At 68.2% G+C, this 19,538-nt stretch carries 22 protein-coding genes and 2 tRNA genes; 16 read left to right on the top strand and 8 right to left on the bottom strand.

Translation table 11 applies throughout. The features are described from left to right. The first annotated feature begins 11 nt into the window (after window positions 1-11). The 4 genes from mobA (at window position 12) to BLA15945_RS23575 (ending at window position 2,832) form a co-directional block, all read left to right on the top strand. Window positions 12-629, top strand: coding sequence for a molybdenum cofactor guanylyltransferase MobA (gene mobA / locus BLA15945_RS23590; protein WP_174993490.1), 618 nt, complete (start codon window positions 12-14; stop codon window positions 627-629). A 110-nt stretch (window positions 630-739) separates the two neighbouring features. Next, a complete protein-coding gene (gene moeA, locus BLA15945_RS23585) occupies window positions 740-2,035 on the top strand; it encodes a molybdopterin molybdotransferase MoeA (RefSeq protein ID WP_174993489.1) in 1,296 nt (431 codons plus the stop codon). Window positions 2,036-2,074: 39 nt separating this feature from the next. Beyond that, entirely contained in the window at window positions 2,075-2,350 is a 276-nt protein-coding gene (locus tag BLA15945_RS23580) for a hypothetical protein (protein WP_006476519.1), read from the top strand. Next, window positions 2,347-2,832 (top strand): GNAT family N-acetyltransferase, encoded by a 486-nt coding sequence (locus tag BLA15945_RS23575; RefSeq protein WP_174993488.1) that lies wholly within the window; start codon window positions 2,347-2,349, stop codon window positions 2,830-2,832. The genes BLA15945_RS23580 and BLA15945_RS23575 overlap by 4 nt, the downstream gene beginning before the upstream one ends. 104 nt (window positions 2,833-2,936) lie before the next feature. On the opposite strand, the gene rmuC is transcribed toward BLA15945_RS23575, so the two are convergent. From rmuC to pncB, 5 genes are all read right to left on the bottom strand, one after another. Further along, the gene (rmuC, locus tag BLA15945_RS23570) at window positions 2,937-4,415 is read right to left on the bottom strand and encodes a DNA recombination protein RmuC (protein ID WP_174993487.1); all 1,479 of its coding nucleotides are present in this window, start codon (window positions 4,413-4,415) and stop codon (window positions 2,937-2,939) included. Then, on the bottom strand, window positions 4,412-5,401 hold the full coding sequence (locus BLA15945_RS23565) for a 2-hydroxyacid dehydrogenase (RefSeq protein WP_174993486.1): 990 nt from the start codon (window positions 5,399-5,401) through the stop codon (window positions 4,412-4,414). The genes rmuC and BLA15945_RS23565 overlap by 4 nt, the downstream gene beginning before the upstream one ends. A gap of 81 nt (window positions 5,402-5,482) precedes the next feature. Further along, window positions 5,483-6,913, bottom strand: coding sequence for a sodium:proton antiporter (locus tag BLA15945_RS23560; RefSeq protein ID WP_174993485.1), 1,431 nt, complete (start codon window positions 6,911-6,913; stop codon window positions 5,483-5,485). A 43-nt stretch (window positions 6,914-6,956) separates the two neighbouring features. Beyond that, window positions 6,957-7,619 (bottom strand): LutC/YkgG family protein, encoded by a 663-nt coding sequence (locus BLA15945_RS23555; protein WP_174993484.1) that lies wholly within the window; start codon window positions 7,617-7,619, stop codon window positions 6,957-6,959. Between the two features lie 88 nt (window positions 7,620-7,707). Further along, a complete protein-coding gene (pncB, locus tag BLA15945_RS23550) occupies window positions 7,708-8,907 on the bottom strand; it encodes a nicotinate phosphoribosyltransferase (protein ID WP_059235408.1) in 1,200 nt (399 codons plus the stop codon). Between the two features lie 287 nt (window positions 8,908-9,194). Here pncB and fdxA point away from each other — a divergent pair, with 287 nt between their 5' ends. The 8 genes from fdxA to BLA15945_RS23510 all read left to right on the top strand — a co-directional run bounded on the left by fdxA (window position 9,195) and on the right by BLA15945_RS23510 (window position 13,605). Further along, window positions 9,195-9,518 carry a ferredoxin FdxA gene (gene fdxA / locus BLA15945_RS23545; protein WP_059235411.1) on the top strand — a complete coding sequence of 108 codons (324 nt, stop codon included), beginning with the start codon at window positions 9,195-9,197 and terminating at the stop codon, window positions 9,516-9,518. Between the two features lie 110 nt (window positions 9,519-9,628). Further along, window positions 9,629-9,704 (top strand) — tRNA-Asn (locus BLA15945_RS23540). Between the two features lie 71 nt (window positions 9,705-9,775). Continuing rightward, window positions 9,776-9,851 (top strand) — tRNA-Asn (locus BLA15945_RS23535). Window positions 9,852-9,977: 126 nt separating this feature from the next. After that, window positions 9,978-10,463, top strand: a complete 486-nt coding sequence (locus tag BLA15945_RS23530) for a CreA family protein (RefSeq protein ID WP_059235413.1) — start codon at window positions 9,978-9,980, stop codon at window positions 10,461-10,463. Between the two features lie 62 nt (window positions 10,464-10,525). After that, window positions 10,526-11,431 carry an AraC family transcriptional regulator gene (locus BLA15945_RS23525; protein WP_059235415.1) on the top strand — a complete coding sequence of 302 codons (906 nt, stop codon included), beginning with the start codon at window positions 10,526-10,528 and terminating at the stop codon, window positions 11,429-11,431. A gap of 127 nt (window positions 11,432-11,558) precedes the next feature. Continuing rightward, window positions 11,559-12,326 (top strand): AzlC family ABC transporter permease, encoded by a 768-nt coding sequence (locus BLA15945_RS23520; RefSeq protein ID WP_059235416.1) that lies wholly within the window; start codon window positions 11,559-11,561, stop codon window positions 12,324-12,326. Next, window positions 12,323-12,661 carry an AzlD domain-containing protein gene (locus tag BLA15945_RS23515; protein WP_174993483.1) on the top strand — a complete coding sequence of 113 codons (339 nt, stop codon included), beginning with the start codon at window positions 12,323-12,325 and terminating at the stop codon, window positions 12,659-12,661. The genes BLA15945_RS23520 and BLA15945_RS23515 overlap by 4 nt, the downstream gene beginning before the upstream one ends. Window positions 12,662-12,822: 161 nt before the next feature. Beyond that, window positions 12,823-13,605, top strand: a complete 783-nt coding sequence (locus BLA15945_RS23510; protein ID WP_059235420.1) for a DUF4088 family protein — start codon at window positions 12,823-12,825, stop codon at window positions 13,603-13,605. 131 nt (window positions 13,606-13,736) lie between these two features. Here the strand turns inward: BLA15945_RS23510 and BLA15945_RS23505 are convergent, their stop codons facing one another. Then, window positions 13,737-14,138, bottom strand: a complete 402-nt coding sequence (locus tag BLA15945_RS23505; protein WP_059235422.1) for a hypothetical protein — start codon at window positions 14,136-14,138, stop codon at window positions 13,737-13,739. 268 nt (window positions 14,139-14,406) lie between these two features. Between BLA15945_RS23505 and BLA15945_RS23500 the strand changes: the two genes are divergently transcribed. The 3 genes from BLA15945_RS23500 (at window position 14,407) to fumC (ending at window position 17,691) form a co-directional block, all read left to right on the top strand. Continuing rightward, on the top strand, window positions 14,407-14,625 hold the full coding sequence (locus BLA15945_RS23500; protein ID WP_006486208.1) for an RNA-binding S4 domain-containing protein: 219 nt from the start codon (window positions 14,407-14,409) through the stop codon (window positions 14,623-14,625). A gap of 137 nt (window positions 14,626-14,762) precedes the next feature. Continuing rightward, window positions 14,763-16,151, top strand: a complete 1,389-nt coding sequence (gene norM / locus BLA15945_RS23495) for a multidrug efflux MATE transporter NorM (RefSeq protein WP_059235424.1) — start codon at window positions 14,763-14,765, stop codon at window positions 16,149-16,151. Window positions 16,152-16,296: 145 nt separating this feature from the next. After that, window positions 16,297-17,691 carry a class II fumarate hydratase gene (gene fumC, locus BLA15945_RS23490; RefSeq protein ID WP_059235426.1) on the top strand — a complete coding sequence of 465 codons (1,395 nt, stop codon included), beginning with the start codon at window positions 16,297-16,299 and terminating at the stop codon, window positions 17,689-17,691. Window positions 17,692-17,737: 46 nt separating this feature from the next. On the opposite strand, the gene BLA15945_RS23485 is transcribed toward fumC, so the two are convergent. Then, window positions 17,738-18,250, bottom strand: a complete 513-nt coding sequence (locus BLA15945_RS23485) for an acyl-CoA thioesterase (RefSeq protein WP_012328135.1) — start codon at window positions 18,248-18,250, stop codon at window positions 17,738-17,740. Window positions 18,251-18,381: 131 nt separating this feature from the next. Then, window positions 18,382-18,522 (bottom strand): hypothetical protein, encoded by a 141-nt coding sequence (locus tag BLA15945_RS23480; RefSeq protein WP_174993482.1) that lies wholly within the window; start codon window positions 18,520-18,522, stop codon window positions 18,382-18,384. A gap of 189 nt (window positions 18,523-18,711) precedes the next feature. On the opposite strand from BLA15945_RS23480, the gene BLA15945_RS23475 reads away from it, so the two are divergent. Continuing rightward, complete coding sequence (locus tag BLA15945_RS23475; protein ID WP_174993481.1) at window positions 18,712-19,419, top strand: ArsR/SmtB family transcription factor; 708 nt, start codon at window positions 18,712-18,714, stop codon at window positions 19,417-19,419. Window positions 19,420-19,538 lie beyond the last annotated feature (119 nt).

Here is a 19,538-nt window from a genome sequence, read left to right as displayed (position 1 = left end):
GCCTTCGTACGATGCCCGCTTCCGCTTCTCCGTCGATCGCCGGCCTGCTGCTCGCAGGCGGGCGCGGCACGCGCATGGATGGTGTCGACAAGGGCCTGCAACTGCTCGACGACACGCCGCTCGCGCTGCACGTGCTGCGCCGGTTGTCGCCGCAGGTCGACGAGACGCTGATCAGCGCGAATCGCCACGCCGATCGCTATGCCGAGCTGGGTGCGCCGTTCGGCGCGCGCATCGTCGCCGACGAAACGCCCGACTTCCCCGGCCCGCTCGCGGGCCTGCTCGCCGGCCTGCGGGCGGCACGCGCGCCGCTCGTCGCGAGCTCGCCGTGCGACACGCCGTATCTGCCCGCCGACCTCGTCGCACGGCTGCACGCAGCGCTCGACGCCCAGCAGGCCGACATCGCGATGGCCGTGACCGTCGACGCGCAGCAGGTGCGCTCGCCGCAGCCGACGTTCGCGCTGCTGCGCACGTCGCTGGCCGACGATCTGGCGGCCCGGCTCGCGGCCGGCGACCGCAAGGTGCGTGCGTGGTACGCACGCCACAAGACGGTCGAAGTCGAGTTTCGCGACGAGCGTGCGTTTTACAATGCCAACTCCTGGCAGGAACTCGCCGCGCTGGCCCGCCGCTGAAGCGCCCGCGCCGTTCCCGCCCGGCGCCCGCCACACGCGCAACCCGCGCCCAGGGCCCCCCTCGCGCCACCGGCCACGAACCCGATACGCCTCGCGGCGCAGTCCGACTGATGATCACGCAATCCTCGCCCGCCTCCCGAACCGCACCCGATTCCGATGCGCCGCTGTCGCTCGCCGACGCGCAGGCGCTCGCGTGCCGTTTCGCGGTGCCGGTCGACGCGTGCGACACGGTGACGCTGCGCGACGCGCTCGACCGCGTGCTCGCGGCCGACGTGAACGCGCCGTTCGACATTCCCGCGTACGACAACTCGGCGATGGACGGCTATGCATTCGACGGCAGCGCCACGCACGCGTCGCCGCAGGGCGACGTCGCGCTGACGGTCGCCGGCACCGCGTTCGCCGGCCATCCGTTCGACGGCGTGACGGCAGCCGGTGCATGCGTTCGCATCATGACGGGTGCGCCGATGCCGGCCGGATGCGACACGGTGATTCCGCAGGAGCGCGTGCGCGTCGACGGCAACACGATCCGCTTTGCCGCGCACGACGTCGCGCGCGGCGCGAACTGCCGCAAGGCCGGCGAGGATCTCGCGCGCGGCGCCTGCGCGCTCGCCGCGGGCCGCATCCTGCGCCCGTCCGATCTCGGCCTGCTCGCCTCGTTCGGTTGCACCGACGTCACGGTGCGCCGCCGCGTGCGCGTCGCCGTGTTCTCGACCGGCGACGAACTGCGCGAGCCCGGCGAGCCGCTCGGCCGCGGCACGCTGTACGACAGCAATCGCGGGATGCTGATCGCGATGCTCGAACGGCTGCACGTCGACGCGATCGATCTCGGGATCGTCCGCGACGATCCGGCCGCGCTCGAAGCCGCACTGCGCGACGCCGTCGCCGCGCAGGCCGACGCGGTAATCACGTCGGGCGGCGTGTCGGTCGGCGAAGCCGACTTCACGCGCGACGTGATGGCGACACTCGGCGACGTGACGTTCGCGAGCCTCGCGCTGCGGCCCGGCCGCCCGCTCGCCTGCGGCACGCTCGCTCGCGCGGCCGGCGGCGCCGGACACGCACTGTTCTTCGGGTTGCCCGGCAATCCGGTCGCGTCCGCCGTGACGTTCTACGCGATCGTGCGCCCGGCACTGCTGACGCTGGCCGGCGCACCGACACCGCCGCCGGCCATGTACACGGCGCTCAGCACGCATGCGCTGAAGACACGCCCCGGCCGCACCGAATACCTGCGCGGCATCGCGACGCGCGCCGCCGACGGCCGCTGGCATGTCACACCGGCCGGTTCGCAGAGCTCCGCATCGTTGAGCGGCCTCGCGGCCGCCAACTGTTTCATCGTCCTGGGCCACGATACCGCGGCAGTCGACGCGGGCACCCCGGTCGACATCCTGCCGCTCGACGGCCTGATCTGAATTCCACTATCGGTATATCTCTACGGGGGCAATCCACACATGAAGAAACAAATCTCCTCGATCGCCGCGGGGCAGACCGCAAAGGCACTGATCCTCGTCTACCTGACGTTCAGCGTGCCGATCGTGCTGCTCGGCATTCTCGTCGCGTACATCCGCTACGGGATGGTCGAACTGAGCACGATCCTGAGCGCGCTGCTGCTGAACGCGATCCTCGGTTTCGTGCTGCTGTGGATCGCATGCCACGCGTACAACTGGGTCGCGTCGCGCTTCGGCGGCATCGAGATCGTGCTGTCCGATCCGCCGGAGGAAGCGTGAGCGGCATGCCGCGGATCCGCGCAGCCGAATCGCGCGACGTCGGCGCGATCCTCGCGCTGATGCGCGAGCTGGCCGAGTTCGAGAAGCTCACGGATCTGTTCGTTGCAACGGAAGCCGATCTCGCCGACGCGCTGTTCGGCGCACACCCCGCCGCCGAAGCACGGGTGGCCGAGCAGGACGGCGCGATCGTCGCGTATGCGCTGTTCTTCCACAACTATTCAACGTTCCTCGGCCGTCGCGGCCTCTATCTCGAGGATCTGTACGTGCAGCCGTCGCAGCGCGGCACGGGCCTCGGCACCGCGATGCTGCGTCACCTCGCGGCGCTGGCCGTCGAGCGCCGTTGCGGCCGCTTCGAATGGTCGGTCCTTGACTGGAACCAGCCCGCGATCGATTTCTACGAGAAGATGGGCGCAACCGTGCTGCCCGACTGGCGCATCGTTCGCGTAACGGGCGACGCGCTGGATACGCTCGCCGGACGATGAGCGCGGGCCGGCCGCGCCGGTGAACACGTCGGAAACTGCTTCAAAAGAAAACGGGCGCCTCGGCGCCCGTTTTTTTCGTTCCGGTTGCTGCCGGCAACCACACGTCACGCGTCGTCCGCATCGGCGCCATCAGCGCCTTCCGCACCGAGCAGCCCGGCCGCCGTGTCGCCCGGCAGCGCCTCGACCTGCTTCAGCTTGCGGCTCATCACGCGCGTACGCTGCTCGGCGGACTCGATCGAGCGCGTGACCGTTTCGAGCTGCGCCTTCGTGCGTGCGAGCACGTCGCCGAACTTGCCGAACTCCGTCTTGACCGCGCCCAGCACCTGCCACACCTCGCTTGAGCGCTGCTCGATCGCGAGCGTGCGGAAGCCCATCTGCAGGCTGTTCAGCAGCGCGGTGAGCGTCGTCGGCCCGGCAACCGTCACGCGATAGTCGCGCTGCAGCAGATCAGTCAGGCCGGGGCGACGCAGGATCTCCGCGTAGAGCCCTTCGGTCGGCAGGAACAGCAGTGCGAAATCGGTCGTGTGCGGCGGCGCGACGTACTTCTCGGCGATCGTGCGCGCTTCCTGCCGCACGCGCGCCTCGAGCGCACGGGCCGCCTCCTCGACGGCCACCGCATCGGCGCGCTCCTGCGCATCGATCAGCCGCTCGTAATCTTCGCGCGGGAATTTCGCATCGATCGGCAGCCACACGGGCGGCGCATCGCGCGTGCCGGCGTCGCGCCCCGGCAACCGGATCGCAAACTCGACGCGCTCGGTGCTCTTCGGCACCGTCGCGACGTTCTTCGCGTACTGGTCGGGCGTCAGCATCTGTTCGAGCAGCGCCTCGAGCTGCACTTCGCCCCAGGTGCCGCGCGTCTTCACATTGGTCAGCACCTTCTTCAGGTCGCCGACACCGGCCGCAAGCGTCTGCATTTCGCCGAGCCCGCGATGGACCTGTTCGAGCCGGTCCGACACGAGCTTGAACGATTCGCCGAGACGCTGCTCGAGCGTCGCATGCAGTTTCTCGTCGACCGTGCGGCGCATCTCCTCGAGCTTCGCCGCGTTGTTGGTCTCGATTTCCTTCAGCCGCTGTTCGAGCGTCGCGCGCACTTCGCCGATCCGGCGATCGTTCGCCTCGGTCAGCTGCGTGAGCTGCCGGTTCAACGTATCGCCGAACAGCCGCAGCGCGCCCGTCTGCTCCTCGCGCGCCTGCTGTGCCTGGCGCTGCACGCTCTCGCGCATCGCGTCGAACTGCTGCGCATTGCCGGCGACGAGCTTGCCGAGCTGCTGCGCAAAGCCTTCGATCTGGTTGTTCTGCACGGTCGCCACGCTCGTCAGCTGCGCGGCGAGCGTCTGCTGAAGCTGCGCAAAGCTGCCGGCCAGCTCGGTGCGCGAGCCGCGCGCGTTCTCGACGATCTCGCCGCGCACTTCGCGTTCGAGCCGCTCGACCGCGCGCGCCTGCGCATGCGCGGCGTCCTCGATCTGGTCGCCGAGTACGGCCACATCATCGTGGCGGCCGCCGCCGCGCACAAGCGCGACGACCGCCACCGCGAGCGCAACGGCCAGCACGACGACCGCCGCAAGCAACAACGTCATCGTCATGCGCGCGGCTTCCCGATCACGTCAGGGTTGATCGGATTCGGCGGCTGCCCGGCGCGCGCCCCCTCGCCCAGTGCGGCGATCAGGTTGTCGGCAGCGAGGTTCGCCATCGCGCGGCGCGTCTTTTCGGTCGCGCTCGCGATATGCGGCGTCAGCACGACGTTCGGCACCTCGAGCAGCGCCGGATGCACGGCCGGCTCGCCCTCGTACACGTCGAGGCCGGCCGCGGCGATCGTCCCGTCGCGCAACGCGGCAGCCAGCGCCGCGTCGTCGACGATCCCGCCGCGCGCGATGTTGGTCAGCGTCGCCGTGGGCTTCATCTGCGCGAGCTCGGCCGCACCGATCGTGTGATGATTCTCCTTCGTGTACGGCAGCACGAGCACGACGTGATCGGCACGTGCGAGCAGCGCCTCCTTCGACACGTACTCGGCGTTCAGCTCGGCCTCGATCTCGGGCGCGACCCGCGAACGGTTGTGATAGATCACCTGCATCCCGAAGCCGCGGGCGCGGCGCGCGAGCGCCTGGCCGATGCGGCCCATCCCGATGACGCCGAGCGTCGAGCCGTAGATGTCGGTGCCGAGGAAACCGTCGTATGCCCACTTCTGCCAGTGACCGGCACGCAGCCAGTGCTCGGATTCGGCGATCCGCCGCGCAGCGGCCATCATCAGCGCCCAGCCGAAATCGGCGGTCGACTCGTTCAGTACGTCAGGCGTGTTGGTGCCGAGCACGTTCGCCGCGTTGAACGCGGCCATGTCGAAGTTGTTGTAGCCGACCGCCATGTTCGCCACGACGCGCAGGCGCGGGGCCGCCGCGAGCGTCGCCGCGCCGACCGGGTCGCCGGCCGTCAGTGCGCCGTCCTTGTCGGCCAGACGCGCGGCGAGCGCATCGGGCGCGAGCGCGTCGCCGTTGTTCCAGTCGACCTCGAAATACTGCTCGAGCCGTTCGATCACGTCCGGAAAGATCGGACGTGCGACCAGGATCTTCTGCATCGCCATCTCCGTATGCTGCGGGTCGATCGAGACGCGCGTCGCGCCGCCGGGATCGCCCGCGCTGGGTTGAAAGTTGTCAGGTTACGCCGGGAAGAAGATCAGCGACGTCAGCAGGAACACGGGGACCAGAATCACGAGTGCCCAGCCGAGGTACGCAAAGAAGCTCGGCATCTTCACGCCGCGCGACTCCGCGATCGCCTTCACCATGAAGTTCGGCGCATTGCCGATGTAGCTGTTCGCGCCCATGAACACCGCGCCCGCGGAAATCGCGGCGAGCGTCGACGCGCCCGTCGTCATCAGCGCCTGCGCGTCGCCGCCCGCGAGGTTGAAGAACACCAGATAGGTCGGCGCATTGTCGAGGAACGACGACAGCAGGCCCGTCGCCCAGAAGTACATCGCATCGACCGGCTTGCCGTCCGGCCCCGTGACGAGATGGACGATCTGCGCAAACGCGCCGTCCGCGCCCGCGCGCAGGATCACGATCACCGGCGCGATCGTCACGAAGATCCCGGCAAACAGCTTCGCGACCTCCTCGATCGGCGCCCAGTTGAACGCATTGCCTTCACGCGCGGAACGCGGCGTCAATGCGAGCGACGCGAGCGTCACGCCCGCGAGCGCGACGTCGCGCACGAGGTTCTGCAGCGCCACGTGCGTGCCCCACACGTCGAACGTGATGCCCGGCTTCCAGACGCCGCTCATCAGCACGAGCGCGATCACGGCCGCGAGCAGCACGAAGTTGATCTTGCCGTCGATCGACAGCGCCGCGCCGTCGGGTGTCGGGTCGAGCGCGGCCGGCCGCTCCTCGCCGCCCTTCCGGTAGAAGTACGTATCGAGCACGAAGAACAGCGTCAGCAGCACGACGCAGATGAACAGCATCGGCAACGCGAGATGCGTGGTGGTCCAGAAGAAGCTCACGCCGTTCAGGAAACCGAGGAACAGCGGCGGATCGCCGAGCGGCGACAGCGAACCGCCCGCGTTCGCGACGAGGAAGATGAAGAAGATCACGACGTGCACGACATGCTTGCGGTTGTCGTTCGCGCGCAGGAGCGGCCGGATCAGCAGCATCGCGGCACCCGTCGTGCCCATGACGCTCGCGAGCAGCGTGCCGAGCGCGAGGATCGCGGTGTTCAGCTTCGGCGAGCCGTGCAGGTTGCCGTTCACGCAGATGCCGCCCGCAACCGTATAAAGCGCGGTGAGCAGCACGATGAACGGAATGTATTCCTCGAGCAGCGCATGCACGAGCGTGCCGAACGCGGTGCCGGCACCGAACGCGAAAGCGAACGGAACCAGGAATACGACCGCCCAGCCGGCGGCGATCTTGCCGAAGTGGTGATGCCAGAACACGGGCGCGACGAGCGGGAACAATGCGATCGACAGCAGGACCCCGGCGAACGGGATGCCCCAGAGTGCGGACAGCGTGGCGCCGTCGAGCGTGGCGGCCGATGCAAGCGCGGGAGCCGCGCCAAGCGCGATTCCCGACGCCATGCCCGCCCAGGCGGCATGTCGTTTCATGCAGAACTTCCTTGTTCGAGTGGTAGAGGATGCAGCGGGTGCGTCATGCGCCCCGTACGATGATCACGTGCACGCGGTACGGGCCGTGCGCACCCAGTACGATGGTCTGCTCGATGTCGCCCGTGCGCGACGGGCCCGACACGAAATTGACCGCGCGCGGCAATTCGCCGCGCTCCGTGCGAATCAGCGCGAACGCGTCTTCATGCCCGGCGACGATCCGCGAAGCCGGTACGATTGCGATGTGTGTTTCCGGCAACAGGCCGGCCGATGCATAGGTGTCGGGGCCGGACAGCAGCACCAGCGAACCCGTTTCGGCGGTCGCGCAAAAACAGCCGGTGAGGCCGACGAGATCGCCGTCGCGCGGCTTGCGGCATTCGACCGACAGGCCGGCGCCGGCCCAGTCGAAATCGGCCAGCGTGCGCCACGCGACAGCCTGCGTCGGCAGGCCGTGAGCGGCAAGATAGCGGGCGGCGGCGGCGGGCGCGTCGGCCAGCGTCGCGACTTCGTCGATCGTGGTCGACAGGCGCGCCGCTTCGTCGACGAAGGCGGCGACGAGGTCGGCCGGCGCCGGCGGGCGCGGACCCTGCGGATGCCGTGCGAGGTAGTCGGTGACGCCGTCGCGCTCTGCTGCGTCGGGTTCGGCCGCGCGCCCCTGCGCCGCGCGGATGCGCGCGAGGATCTGGCGACGGGCAGCGGAAGTGTCCATGAACGGTCCTCGTGACGTTGGCGTGCAATACCGTCCGATTATACCGGCCACCCCTGCCGCCACGCACCTTCGGCCGAACGGCCGGTGCTTACTTCGACGCGTCTTCCTCGACCGGCTGCGCGATGCCGAACACCTGGCGCAGGTACGCGAGATACGCCTTGTCGTCGCACATGCTCTTGCCCGGCGAATCCGACAGCTTCGCGACCGGCTGGCCGTTGCAGCGGACCATCTTGATCACGATCTGCAGCGGCACGTAGCCGAGATCGTTGGTGAGGTTCGTGCCGACGCCGAACGCAAGCTTGCAGCGACCGCGGAACCGTTCGTACAACTGCATGACCTTCGGGATGTCGAGCGCGTCCGAGAACACGAGCACCTTGGTGCGCGGATCGCAGCGGTTCGCCTCGTAGTGGCGCAGCATCCGCTCGCCCCAGTCGAACGGATCGCCCGAATCGTGGCGCGCGCCGTCGAACAGCTTGCAGAAGTACATGTCGAAGTCGTTCAGGAACGCATCCATCCCGTAGACGTCCGACAGCGCGATCCCGAGGTCGCCGCGGTATTCCTTCGCCCACATCTCGAAGCCGTAGATCTGCGAATCGCGCAGCCGCGGGCCGAGCGCCTGGCACGCCTGCAGGTACTCGTGCGCCATCGTGCCGAGCGGCGTGATGTCGTGCTTCATCGCGTACAGCACGTTGCTCGTGCCCGCGAACTGCGGGCCGAGCCCGTCGCGCAGCGTGAGCGCGACTTCCTCGTGCCAGACCTTCGAGAAGCGCCGGCGCGTGCCGTAGTCGGCGATCTTGCAGTCGGCGAACTCGGGCTTCGCGCCGAGCAGCGTGATCTTCTCGCGCAGCCGCTCGCGGCCCTCGCGATAGTCGGGCTCGCGCTGCGTGTTGCGGAAATAGACTTCGTTGACGATCGCGAGCACCGGGATCTCGAACAGGATCGTGTGCAGCCACGGCCCCTCGATCACGATGTCGATCTCGCCATGGCCCCTCGGCGACGGCGTGATCGAGATGTATTTCTCGTTCAGATGGAACAGCGCGAGGAAGTCGACGAAATCGCTCTTGATGAAGCGCATCCGCCGCAGGTAGTCGAGTTCGACGTCCGAAAAGCGCAGCGCGCACAGGCCGCGCACCTCGTCGCGGATCTCGTCGATGTACGGCACGAGATCGACGCCCGGCGTACGGCACCGGAAACGGTATTCGACGCTTGCGGCGGGAAAGTGATGCAGGACGACCTGCATCATCGTGAACTTGTAGAGATCCGTGTCGAGCAGCGAAGTGATGATCATGATTACGGCACCGCCAATATCGTGACAGGGCCCCGGCGCACCGCGCGCCGCCCGGTCTGCCGGTCATGTTACCCGAATGCGGGCCCGACCATCGCGAAACCGCCCGCCGCCCTGCCCCGTCGCGCCGGCGCCCGTGTGCGGGGATGGGCTTTGCCCACCCCATAAACTAATCACGAAACGATATAAGCCGGATAGCCGACCACGCCATGCGGGTTTTGCGCTTCAGTTACAATGCCGCTTTTGGCGCAAACGCCACCCCATATATACCGCCAAGCAGGAGCGTTTTAATGACTCACGTTGTGACCGAAGGCTGCATCAAGTGCAAATACACGGATTGCGTGGATGTGTGCCCGGTGGATTGCTTCCGTGAAGGTCCCAACTTTCTCGCCATCGATCCGGACGAGTGCATCGACTGCGCCGTGTGCGTGGCCGAGTGCCCGACCAATGCGATCTATGCCGAAGAAGACGTTCCGGGCGACCAGCAGCAGTTCACCGAGCTGAACGCCGAGCTGGCAAAGGGCTGGCCGTCGATCACGAAGACCAAGCCGGCCCCGGCCGACGCGGACGAGTGGAAGGACGTGCAGGAGAAGCTGCACCTGCTCGAGCGCTGATCGCGCCGCGCGCCGCGCGCCGCATAAAATTTTTGTGTACCGCGGCCCAAAAGTGTTGACAGGTTAGCGAACACTCCATACAATCTCGTTTCTCTGCTGTTGTTGTTTGTTCCCCGATAGCTCAGTCGGTAGAGCGCCGGACTGTTAATCCGTAGGTCCCTGGTTCGAGCCCAGGTCGGGGAGCCAAAAACACACAAGCCCGTTGAAAGTGGACGGGTTTTTTGTTGGAAACAACGCACGCAGATATACCGATTTATTCCCCGATAGCTCAGTCGGTAGAGCGCCGGACTGTTAATCCGTAGGTCCCTGGTTCGAGCCCAGGTCGGGGAGCCAGACAGCGAAAGGCCCGTCATTCGACGGGCCTTTTGTTTTTCCGGCCGCCCTCTCGCGTTCCGCCTTTCATCGCCCGGTCACGCGCATGCTAGAGTCTCTGTCCCGCATTCGCATCCGGTTCCGTCGATGAAGCATCGCCTCCTCCGTTCCGCCCCGTTCGCCCTCCTGCTCTCCGCCTTCACCGCGGCACCGCTCGCGCACGCGGAGGAAGTCGGCAGCGTCAACACCCATTTCCGCGTCACGGGCTCCGACCGCGTGGTCGTCGAGGCGTATGACGATCCGGTCGTGAACGGCGTGACCTGCTACGTGTCTCGCGCGCGCACCGGCGGGATCAAGGGCACGCTCGGCGTCGCCGAGGATCCGAGCGAAGCGTCGATCGCCTGCCGGCAGGTCGGCCCGATCAGCTTCAAGGAACCGCTCAAGCAGCAGACCGACGTGTTCAGCGAACGCATGTCGTTCATCTTCAAGACGCTGCATGTCGTGCGCGTCGTCGACAAGAAGCGCAACACGATCGTCTACCTGACCTACAGCGACCGCATCGTCAGCGGCAGCCCGAAGAACGCGGTCACCGCGGTGCCGATGCCGGCCGGCACGACGATTCCGGTCAAGTAACACGCACACCGGCCGGGCGCGCGAGCGATACACTGTCGGTTCGACCGCTCCCGCGCCCGATCATGTCCGCCGCCCACCTTCCGGATTCCGCACGCTACTGGCGCACGCCGCTGCTGCCGGAGGCGGATCTCGTCACGGCGACCTATCGCGACCACACGTTCGCGCCGCACTGGCACGACGCGTACACGATCCCCGTGATTCTCGAAGGCGCAGAACGCTTCACCTATCGCGGCAACGGCTATGTCGCCGAAACGGGCAGCGTGCCCGTGATCAATCCCGGCGAAGTGCATACGGGGTCGCGCGCAGCCGACGAAGGCTGGTGCTATCGCGTCAGCTACATGCCCGTCGAATTCATCCGCGAACTCACGAGTGCGATCGCCGGCCGCCAGCAGGACGCGCCGTGGTTCGCCCCCGACGTGATTCACGATGCCGATCTCGCAGCCCGGCTCACGCTCGCGCACCGGATGATGGAAGCCGGCAGCGACCGCGCGCTGTCTTCGAATGCGCATGCGCCGGGGCAAGCGGCCGACGACCCGGCCAACACCGCATCGCGCATCTACGATCCGCTCGCCGCCGAAACGGCGATGCTCGACGCGCTGTCGACGCTGATCGTGCGTCACGCCGACGCGCTGCCGCGACCGGCGCCGCTCGCGTCCGACGAACCGCGCGTCGAGGCGATGCGCGAGCGGCTCGCCGCCGACCTGATGGCCACGGTAACGCTCGACGACGTCGCGCAGGCGGCCGGCCTGTCGCCGTTCCACGCAGCACGCCTGTTCACGCGCACGACCGGCATGCCGCCGCATGCGTGGCGCAACCAGCTGCGGCTGCAACGTGCGCTCGCGCCGCTGCGCGCGGGCGTACCCGTCGCCGACGTCGCCGCAGCCAGCGGCTTCGTCGACCAGAGCCACTTCACGCGGCATTTCAAACGGATGTTCGGCGTGCCGCCCGGCCGCTGGCAGGCGAGCTGACCCGCGGCGCCCCGCGGCCGGCAACCGCGACGCACCCCGCGCCGGCCGGCACGCGAGCCCCGCCCCCGATTCCGCGAGCGCAAGAACATACAAGCCGGCCCGCCACCGGCTCGCTATCCTCCAATTCATGGAGAAGCGCTCTTTGAACCCGACACCCGCATCGCCCCCGCGCCGCCCGCTCAACGAGTGGCTCGACGGCGCGCGCGACACGATTCCGATGATGATCGGCGCAGCACCGTTCGGCGTGATTTTCGGCACGCTCGTCGGCGGCGGCCCGCTCGCCGCATGGCACGGCGCACTGATGTCGCTCGCCGTGTTCGCGGGCTCCGCGCAGTTCATCGCGCTCGGCCTGATCGCCGGCAGCGCGAGCTTCGTCGTCGTGCTCGCGACGACGCTGATCGTGAACCTGCGCCACCTGCTGTACAGCGCGACGCTCGCGCCCTATGTCGCGCATCTGCCGCTGCGCTGGCGCGCAACGCTCGGCGCGCTGATGACCGACGAGGTGTTCGCGGTCGCCTATGCGCACTACCGGCACTTCCCGCCCGGCGCGATCGGCCCCCACTACTTTTTCGGCTCAGGGCTCGCGATGTACCTGAACTGGCAGGTCTGGACGCTCGCGGGCATCGGCTTCGGCGCGGCGTTCCCGGGCCTGCAGTCGCTCGGCCTCGATTTCGCGATGGCGGCCACCTTCATCGCGATCGTCGTCCCGCAGCTGGGCACGCTGCGCTATTTCGCGGCGGCCGCGACGGCCGGCACGCTCGCGTACTTCTGGCAGGGCTGGCCGTACAAGCTCGGGCTGCTCGGCGCGGTCGCCGCCGGCGTCGCGATCGGCGTTGCGCTCACGCTGCTGCACGAACGCACGCGTGCCGGCTCGCGCAGGGAGGCTGCATCGTGAGCTATGCGCTGCTGATCCTGGGGATGGCCGTCATCACGTACGCGATCCGCTCGACGCTGTTCCTGTTCGGCGAGCGGCTGACGTTCCCCCCGCTCGTGCGGACCGCGCTCGGCTTCGTGCCGGTCACCGTTCTGACCGCGATCATCGTGCCGATGGCCGTCTCGCCGCACGGCGGCACGGCCGAGCTGACCTGGCGCAATCCGCAGCTCGTCGGCGCGCTCGCCGCCGTGCTCGTGTCGGCGGCAACCCGCCGCCCGCTCGTGACGATCGCGGCCGGGCTCGTGGTGTTCTTCTTCTGGCAAGGGGTCGTGATCCCGCACTGGCTGCCCGCCTGAGCACACGCTCTACCGCGCGCGCTCAAGTTTCCGCCCGGCGCGCCGATATAGGGAATGAAGACCCGCCACCGGCCTCGGCGCGCACCGGTCAGTCGACACGGCGCCCGCCCCGGTGCGCCGTGCCGGCCGTCGGCTTGCGCGGGCCGCCATCGAGACGATTCATGGGCCAGATCACCCTTTCCCTCAAGGACGACACGCTCGAGTCCCTGCGCAAGGACTACGACGCATTCGTGCGCGTGTCGCTGAAACTCGACCCGCAGTTCGCAACGCCGTCGTTCGAGGATTTCCTGCGCGCGAAGCTGCTCGACAACATGGTGCCGCTGACCGAGCACGCGGTGCAGCGGATGCTGCAGGGCGGCCAGTACGCGTGGGCCAAGCGCACGCTCGACAAGGAATTTCCGGACGTCGTCGCGATCCTGATGCGGCAGGCCGGCGAATTCGGCTTCGGCTTTGCGTCGCGCTCCGAATGGACCCCCGACGAACTCGCGAAAGCGTGCCGCGACTGGGCGAAGGCGATCGTCGCCGAAGCGCAGGGCGACCCGTCGCTGATCGATCCGCTCGCATCGCAGATCAAGGGCGCGGCGCAAGACATCCAGACGCTCGAGGAACTGATGCAGACGCCCGCGTGGCGGCTCGCGGAATCGTTGCGGCAGCGGATCTACGAGGCCAAGCTCGCGTGCGAGATGAGCGTCGGCAGCACCGCGCGCGACAAGCTCGGCGAACTGCGCGGGCTGCTGCGCCTCGGGCTCGCGCACGGGTCGTTCCAGAAGCAGGAAGCGCAGCAGATCATGGAATACCTGCGGCTGCTGAAACCGGAGATCTTCGTCGAGGAACCGTACGACGTCTTCGCGCGGCTCGCTGCATGGCTGCGCAGCGTATTCACACCTGCGGCCGTGCGACCGGCCCAGGGGCAGGGACAAGGGCAAGGACAGCGCCGGCCGTGACCGCACGCCCGTTCCGCTGATAACACGACGCGATGAAAAAGGCCCGGTTCGCGCAAAGCGAACCGGGCCTTTTGACAACCACCGTCGCAGCACCGCTTCCGGCGAACATCGCGACGGCGCCGGGCACCCGCTTACTGCGTGGCGCCCTGGGCCGATGCACCGCCCTCCGCCCCGACCGAGGCGCCGCCTTCGGTCGCTTCGCCGGCCTTCGCCTTGGCCGAACCGGCATGGCCCTTGGCCGACTTCGCGGCATGCTTCGTGTGCTTCTTGGCCGAATGGACGGTCGACGTCGCCGAATCCTTCGCGCCGTCGGCGGCCGCGCCGACCGCATCGGTTGCACCGCCGGCCGCATTGCCCGACGCGTTCGCGCCGGCACCGCCCTGCACGCCTGCGCCGACACCTGCCGCCGGAGCTTGCGCCTGCACGCCGGCACCGGCTGCACCCTGCGCCGCCGTACCCGTCTGGGCAAACGCGGCCGAAGTGGCGAACGCCGTCAGCGCGGCACCGATCAGCATCGTACGAATCTTGGACATGGCAATTCTCCTCAAGAGTTGTGAGCCCGGACCGCAGCGATGCGGCCCGTCGCGTCCCTGCCGCAACACGCAGCAGGTACGACAGAAGACCCGCCGCCCGCACGGCCGGTTCGTCGATTTCTCAGACTGTTACCCACCGTTGCATTTGCTGACGAATCGCTCACAGTCCTTAACAACTGCCCGCAGCAGCGGCCCGCGCTCGCGTGCCGGGCCGCGGTGCCGTATGATGCGGAGCGTTTCCTCCCGCGCCTTGCGCACCTTCTTCGTCATGCCCAACCTGGATTTCACGCTGACCGGCGAATACGTCGAGCTGCACAACCTTCTCAAGATCACCGGCCTCGCGGACAGCGGCGGCACCGCGAAGCTGATCGTCGCGTCCGGCGCGGTGAAAGTCGACGGCGCGGTCGAGCTGCGCAAGACCTGCAAGATCCGCGCGGGCCAGGTCGTGCTGCTTGGCGACACGCGCATCGCGGTGCGCGAGGCCTAGCACTCGCGTCGTTCCCCCTGTCCGCGACATGGCCATCGGCGCACGCGTTCGACACGGTTTGAATAAAGCCGTAAGCTAAGCGTCTCTCAAAATAAATACATACAGCGCGGGCCCGCACCCGCGCGAGCGCCCATTCCATGTCGCATTCCGGTCTTACGCGGACGGTCGCTGCGCCGCCGTCGCTATCCAGTCACGCCGCCGATACCGCGCGCCTCGCCGCGCCGCTCGCGATCGCGCAACTTTCGCAGATGGCGATGAGCGTCACCGACACGGTGCTGCTCGGTTCGCTCGGCCCCGATTCGCTCGCGGCGGGCGGGCTCGGCGCGAACTTCTTCTTCGTCATCGTGACCATCCTGCAAGGCGTGCTGTCGTCGGTCAGCGTGAGCGTCGCGCATGCGCGCGGCGCGCAGGCCGAGCACCGCGTGCCGCACATCTACTGGACCGGCTTCGCACTGTCCGTGCTGCTCGCGATTCCGGCGATCGTCGCGCTGTCGCTGTCCGAAACGATCCTGCTGATGTTCCACGAGCCGCCGCTGCTCGCGCATCACGTCGGCGAATACACGGGGATCCTGCGCTACGCGGCGCTCGGCAGCCTGATCGGCGTCGGGCTGATGCGTGCATTCCTGCCGGCGATCGGCGCCGCAAAGCGGCTGCTGTGGGTGTCGATCGGCGGCGTCGGCGTCAACGGCGTGCTGAACTACGGGCTGATCCACGGCGCATTCGGGCTGCCGCGCCTCGGCTTTCTCGGTTCGGCGGTCGCGACGACGATCACGATCTGGCTCACCGCGCTCGCACTCATCTGGCTGCTGCACGGCCGGCAGCGCTTCCGCCATTTCGTGACTGCGTCGCGCCCGAAGCTGCCCATGATGGGCGAACTGATCGGCATCGGCTGGCCTGTCGCGATCACGTACGGGGTCGAATCGACGCTGTTCCTCGCCACCGGCCTCACGGTCGGCGTGCTGGGCGCGACGTCGCTCGCCGCGCACCAGATCGCGCTGAACGTCGCGTCGGTGTCGTTCATGGTGCCGCTCGCGATCGGCCAGGCCGCCAACGTGCGCGTCGGCTACTGGGTCGGCGCGGGCTCGCCCGTCGCCGCACGGCACGCGGGCTTCGTCGCACTCGCGCTCGGCGTCGCGTTCATGTCGCTGTCGGGCGTCGTGATGATCGTCGCGCCGCATACGATCGTCGGCCTGTACCTGCACCTCGACGACCCGGCCAACGCGGCCACGGTGTCGCTCGGCGCGTCGCTGCTCGGCATCGCCGCGGTGTTCCAGATCGTCGACGGGATGCAGACCGTCGCGTCGGGTGCGCTGCGCGGCCTGAAGGACACGCGCATTCCGATGCTCGCCGCAACCTTCGGCTACTGGGGCATCGGCTTTCCGACCGGCTACTGGTTCGCGTTCCACGCGGGCCTCGGCGCGCGCGGCCTGTGGTGGGGGCTCGCGGCCGGCCTCGCGAGCGTCGCCGCGCTGATGGCATGGCGCTTTCACCGCAAGACCGCGTCGCTCATTGCGGCGGCGCACTAGGCGCGACACGACGCGAAATCGCGGCCGGCGCTATGCTTGTCGGTTGAACACCTCGAGACGCCGCGCGAGCGGCGCGACTGCCTCACGATACGTCTGATGCCGCGCGACGACGCGCGGCCTTTCCCCTTTCCAGGAGGAGTGCATCATGAACGAAGCAGTTCGGATGGAACGCGATACGTTCGGCGAAATCGCCGTGCCGGCCGACCGACTTTGGGGCGCGCAAACCGAGCGCTCGCTGCAGAATTTCCGGATCTCGACCGAGAAGCAGTCGCCCGAGCTGATCCACGCGCTGGCGATCGTCAAGCGCGCCGCGGCAGCCGTGAACCAGTCGCTCGGCGTGCTCGCCGACGACAAGGCGCGCGCGATCATCGACGCGGCCGACGAGATCATCGCCGGCAAGCATCCGCGCGAATTCCCGCTCGCGGTGTGGCAGACGGGCTCCGGCACGCAGACCAACATGAACCTCAACGAGGTGATTGCGAACCGCGCGAGCGAGCTGATGGGCGGCGAGCGCGGCGAAGCGCGCAAGGTGCATCCGAACGACGACGTGAACCGCGGCCAGTCGTCGAACGACGTGTTCCCGACCGCGATGCACGTCGCGGCCGCGTACGCGATCGTCAACCACCTGCTGCCGGCGCTGCGCACGCTGCGCACGACGCTCGACGCGAAGTCGAAGGCGTTCGCCGACATCGTGAAGATCGGCCGCACGCACCTGCAGGACGCGACGCCGCTCACGCTCGGCCAGGAATTTTCCGGCTACGTCGCGCAGCTCGACCAGAGCATCCGTCACGTCGAATCGGCGCTGCCGCACCTGTACGAGCTCGCGCTCGGCGGCACTGCGGTCGGCACCGGGCTGAATGCGCATCCGGAGTTCGCGGTGCGTGTCGCCGACGAAATCGGCCGGCTCGCGAAGCTGCCGTTCGTGACGGCGCCGAGCAAGTTCGAGGTGATGGCGGCCGCCGACGCGCTGGTGTTCGCGCACGGTGCACTGAAGACGGTTGCGGCCGGCCTGATGAAGATCGCCAACGACGTGCGCTGGCTCGCGAGCGGGCCGCGCTGCGGGCTCGGCGAACTGTCGATTCCGGAGAACGAGCCGGGCAGCTCGATCATGCCGGGCAAGGTGAACCCGACGCAGTCGGAAGCCGTGACGATGCTGTGCTGCCAGGTGTTCGGCAACGACGTCGCGGTCAACGTCGGCGGCGCGAGCGGCAATTTCGAACTGAACGTGTTCCGGCCGATGATCGCGCACAACGTGCTGCAGTCGGTGCGGCTGCTCGCCGACGGCGCGCAGAGCTTCAACGATCACTGTGCGGTCGGCATCGAGCCGAACCGTTCGCGGATCGACCTGCTGCTGAACGAATCGCTGATGCTCGTGACGGCGCTCAATCCGCACATCGGCTACGACAAGTCCGCCCAGATTGCGAAGAAGGCGCACAAGGAAGGCACGACGCTGAAAGCGGCCGCACTCGCGCTCGGCTATCTGACCGAGGCGGAATTCGATGCGTGGGTACGCCCCGAACAGATGATCGGGACGCAGTAAAGGCAGGACAGCGGGCGCGGCGCGTCGAGCGCGGCGCCCGTCGCGGTCAGACCGCGCCCTTCGCGACTTCTTCCGGTTTCATCTCGACGATCTTGTCGAGCGCGGCCCGCACGTCGGCCGCATATTTCGCGAGCACCTTCTGCTCGTCGGTCTCGGGCACGAACGGCGGCACCGGCACCGGGTTGCCGTTCTCGTCGACCGCGACGAACACGACCAGGCAATCGGTCGTCTGGCGCAGCACGCCGCCCTTCGGATCGCCGGCGTGCACGGACACATGGATGTGCATGCTGGTGCGGCCCGTCGCCACGACGCGCGCCTTCAGCTCGACCAGATTGCCGACGAGGATCGGACGCTGGAAACGGATGTTGCCGACGCTGACCGTCACGCAATAGCGGCTCGACCAGACGGCCGCGCACGCATACGCGACCTCGTCGATCCACTTCATCAGCGCGCCGCCATGCACCTTGCCGCCGAAGTTCACGGACGAAGGCTCGGCAAGGAAGCGGAATACGGTTTCGGTGCGGTCGAGGGCGGCCGGCACGGGGGACGGTTGGGACATCGTTCTGGCTCCAGGCGGCAGGGGCGCTGTAATCGGGCCATTATACGTTGCACTGCGGCAACGCGTCGCGGCAAACCCCGTGTGGTGCGGCTGTGGCGGCCATGCCCGACACGCCCGCTGACCGGCTCCGATCAGCGGCGCACCGTGATGCCCTGGTCGATCGTCCCGTACATCTCGATACTGCCGCCCTGCCCGCCGGTGGCGCCCGCGCCGCCCTGCGCACAGGCCGCGCAGACGAGCGCGGCTGCCAATACACAGAAAATCGTCTTCATCGTTGCATCGTGTCCCGTGCGGCGGCCCGCTGCCGCCGCGTCAGGCCATTCTACGCGCGCCCTGCAACGGGCCGCAGTCCGGCCCGCCGCCGGGACGGCATCGCTGCATCCGACATTTCATCCGGAAGCGAAACATCGAATGCCCGCACCGACTACACTGCCAATCATCCGGGCTGACGAGACACGACGATGACCGACCAAGACGACCACCACTTTCCGGGCCTGAGCCGCATCGGCGCACTGATCGCCGATCCCGGGCGCGCCGCGATGCTGTGGGTGCTGATGGACGGCAGCGCACGGCCGGCCGGCGAATTGACGATGATCGCGGGGCTGTCGCCGTCCGCGGCCAGCGCACACCTCGCGCGCCTGACCGAAGGCGGCCTGCTCGCCCTCGACGTGCGCGGCCGGCACCGCTATTACCGCATCGCGTCGGCCGACATCGCGGCGTCGCTCGAAGCGCTCGCGAACGTCGCCCGCGCAGCCGCACCGCACCGCCCGGTTCCGCCGCCGTCGCGCGCGGTCCCGGCCGAACTGCGCTACGCGCGCACCTGCTACGACCACATGGCCGGCGAACTTGCGGTGCGCATTTTCGACGGGCTCACCGCGCGCGGCTGGCTGCTCGCGGACGGCGACGCGATCGAAGCCACCGAGCTGGGCACGCAGGCCCTTGCGCAATGGGGCATCGATGTCGCGCAGCAGCGCACGCGCCGGCGCCGCTTCGCGTGCGGCTGCCTCGACTGGAGCGAGCGGCGCTCGCATCTCGGCGGCGCGCTCGGCGCGGCGCTACTCGAGAGCTTCTGTGAAAACGGCTGGATCGAGCGCTCCGCGCGGCCGCGCGTGCTGCGCGTCACGGTGCCCGGCCAGCAGGTTTTCGAAGGGTGGTTTACGTCCGCTTGACGCCTGCATTGCGTCTCTACGACAACGGCACGCGATGGACAGGTTTTGTTACATCGCGTGCCATCCGACTTACAAAACACCGAGCATTGAAACAGGCCAAGCGGATATTGTGAATTCAA

The organism is Burkholderia arboris, assembly GCF_902499125.1.
Classification (GTDB): Bacteria; Pseudomonadota; Gammaproteobacteria; order Burkholderiales; family Burkholderiaceae; genus Burkholderia; species Burkholderia arboris.
Note: the sequence above shows the minus strand (reverse complement) of the source record. Positions and strands in the feature narration are given on the sequence as shown.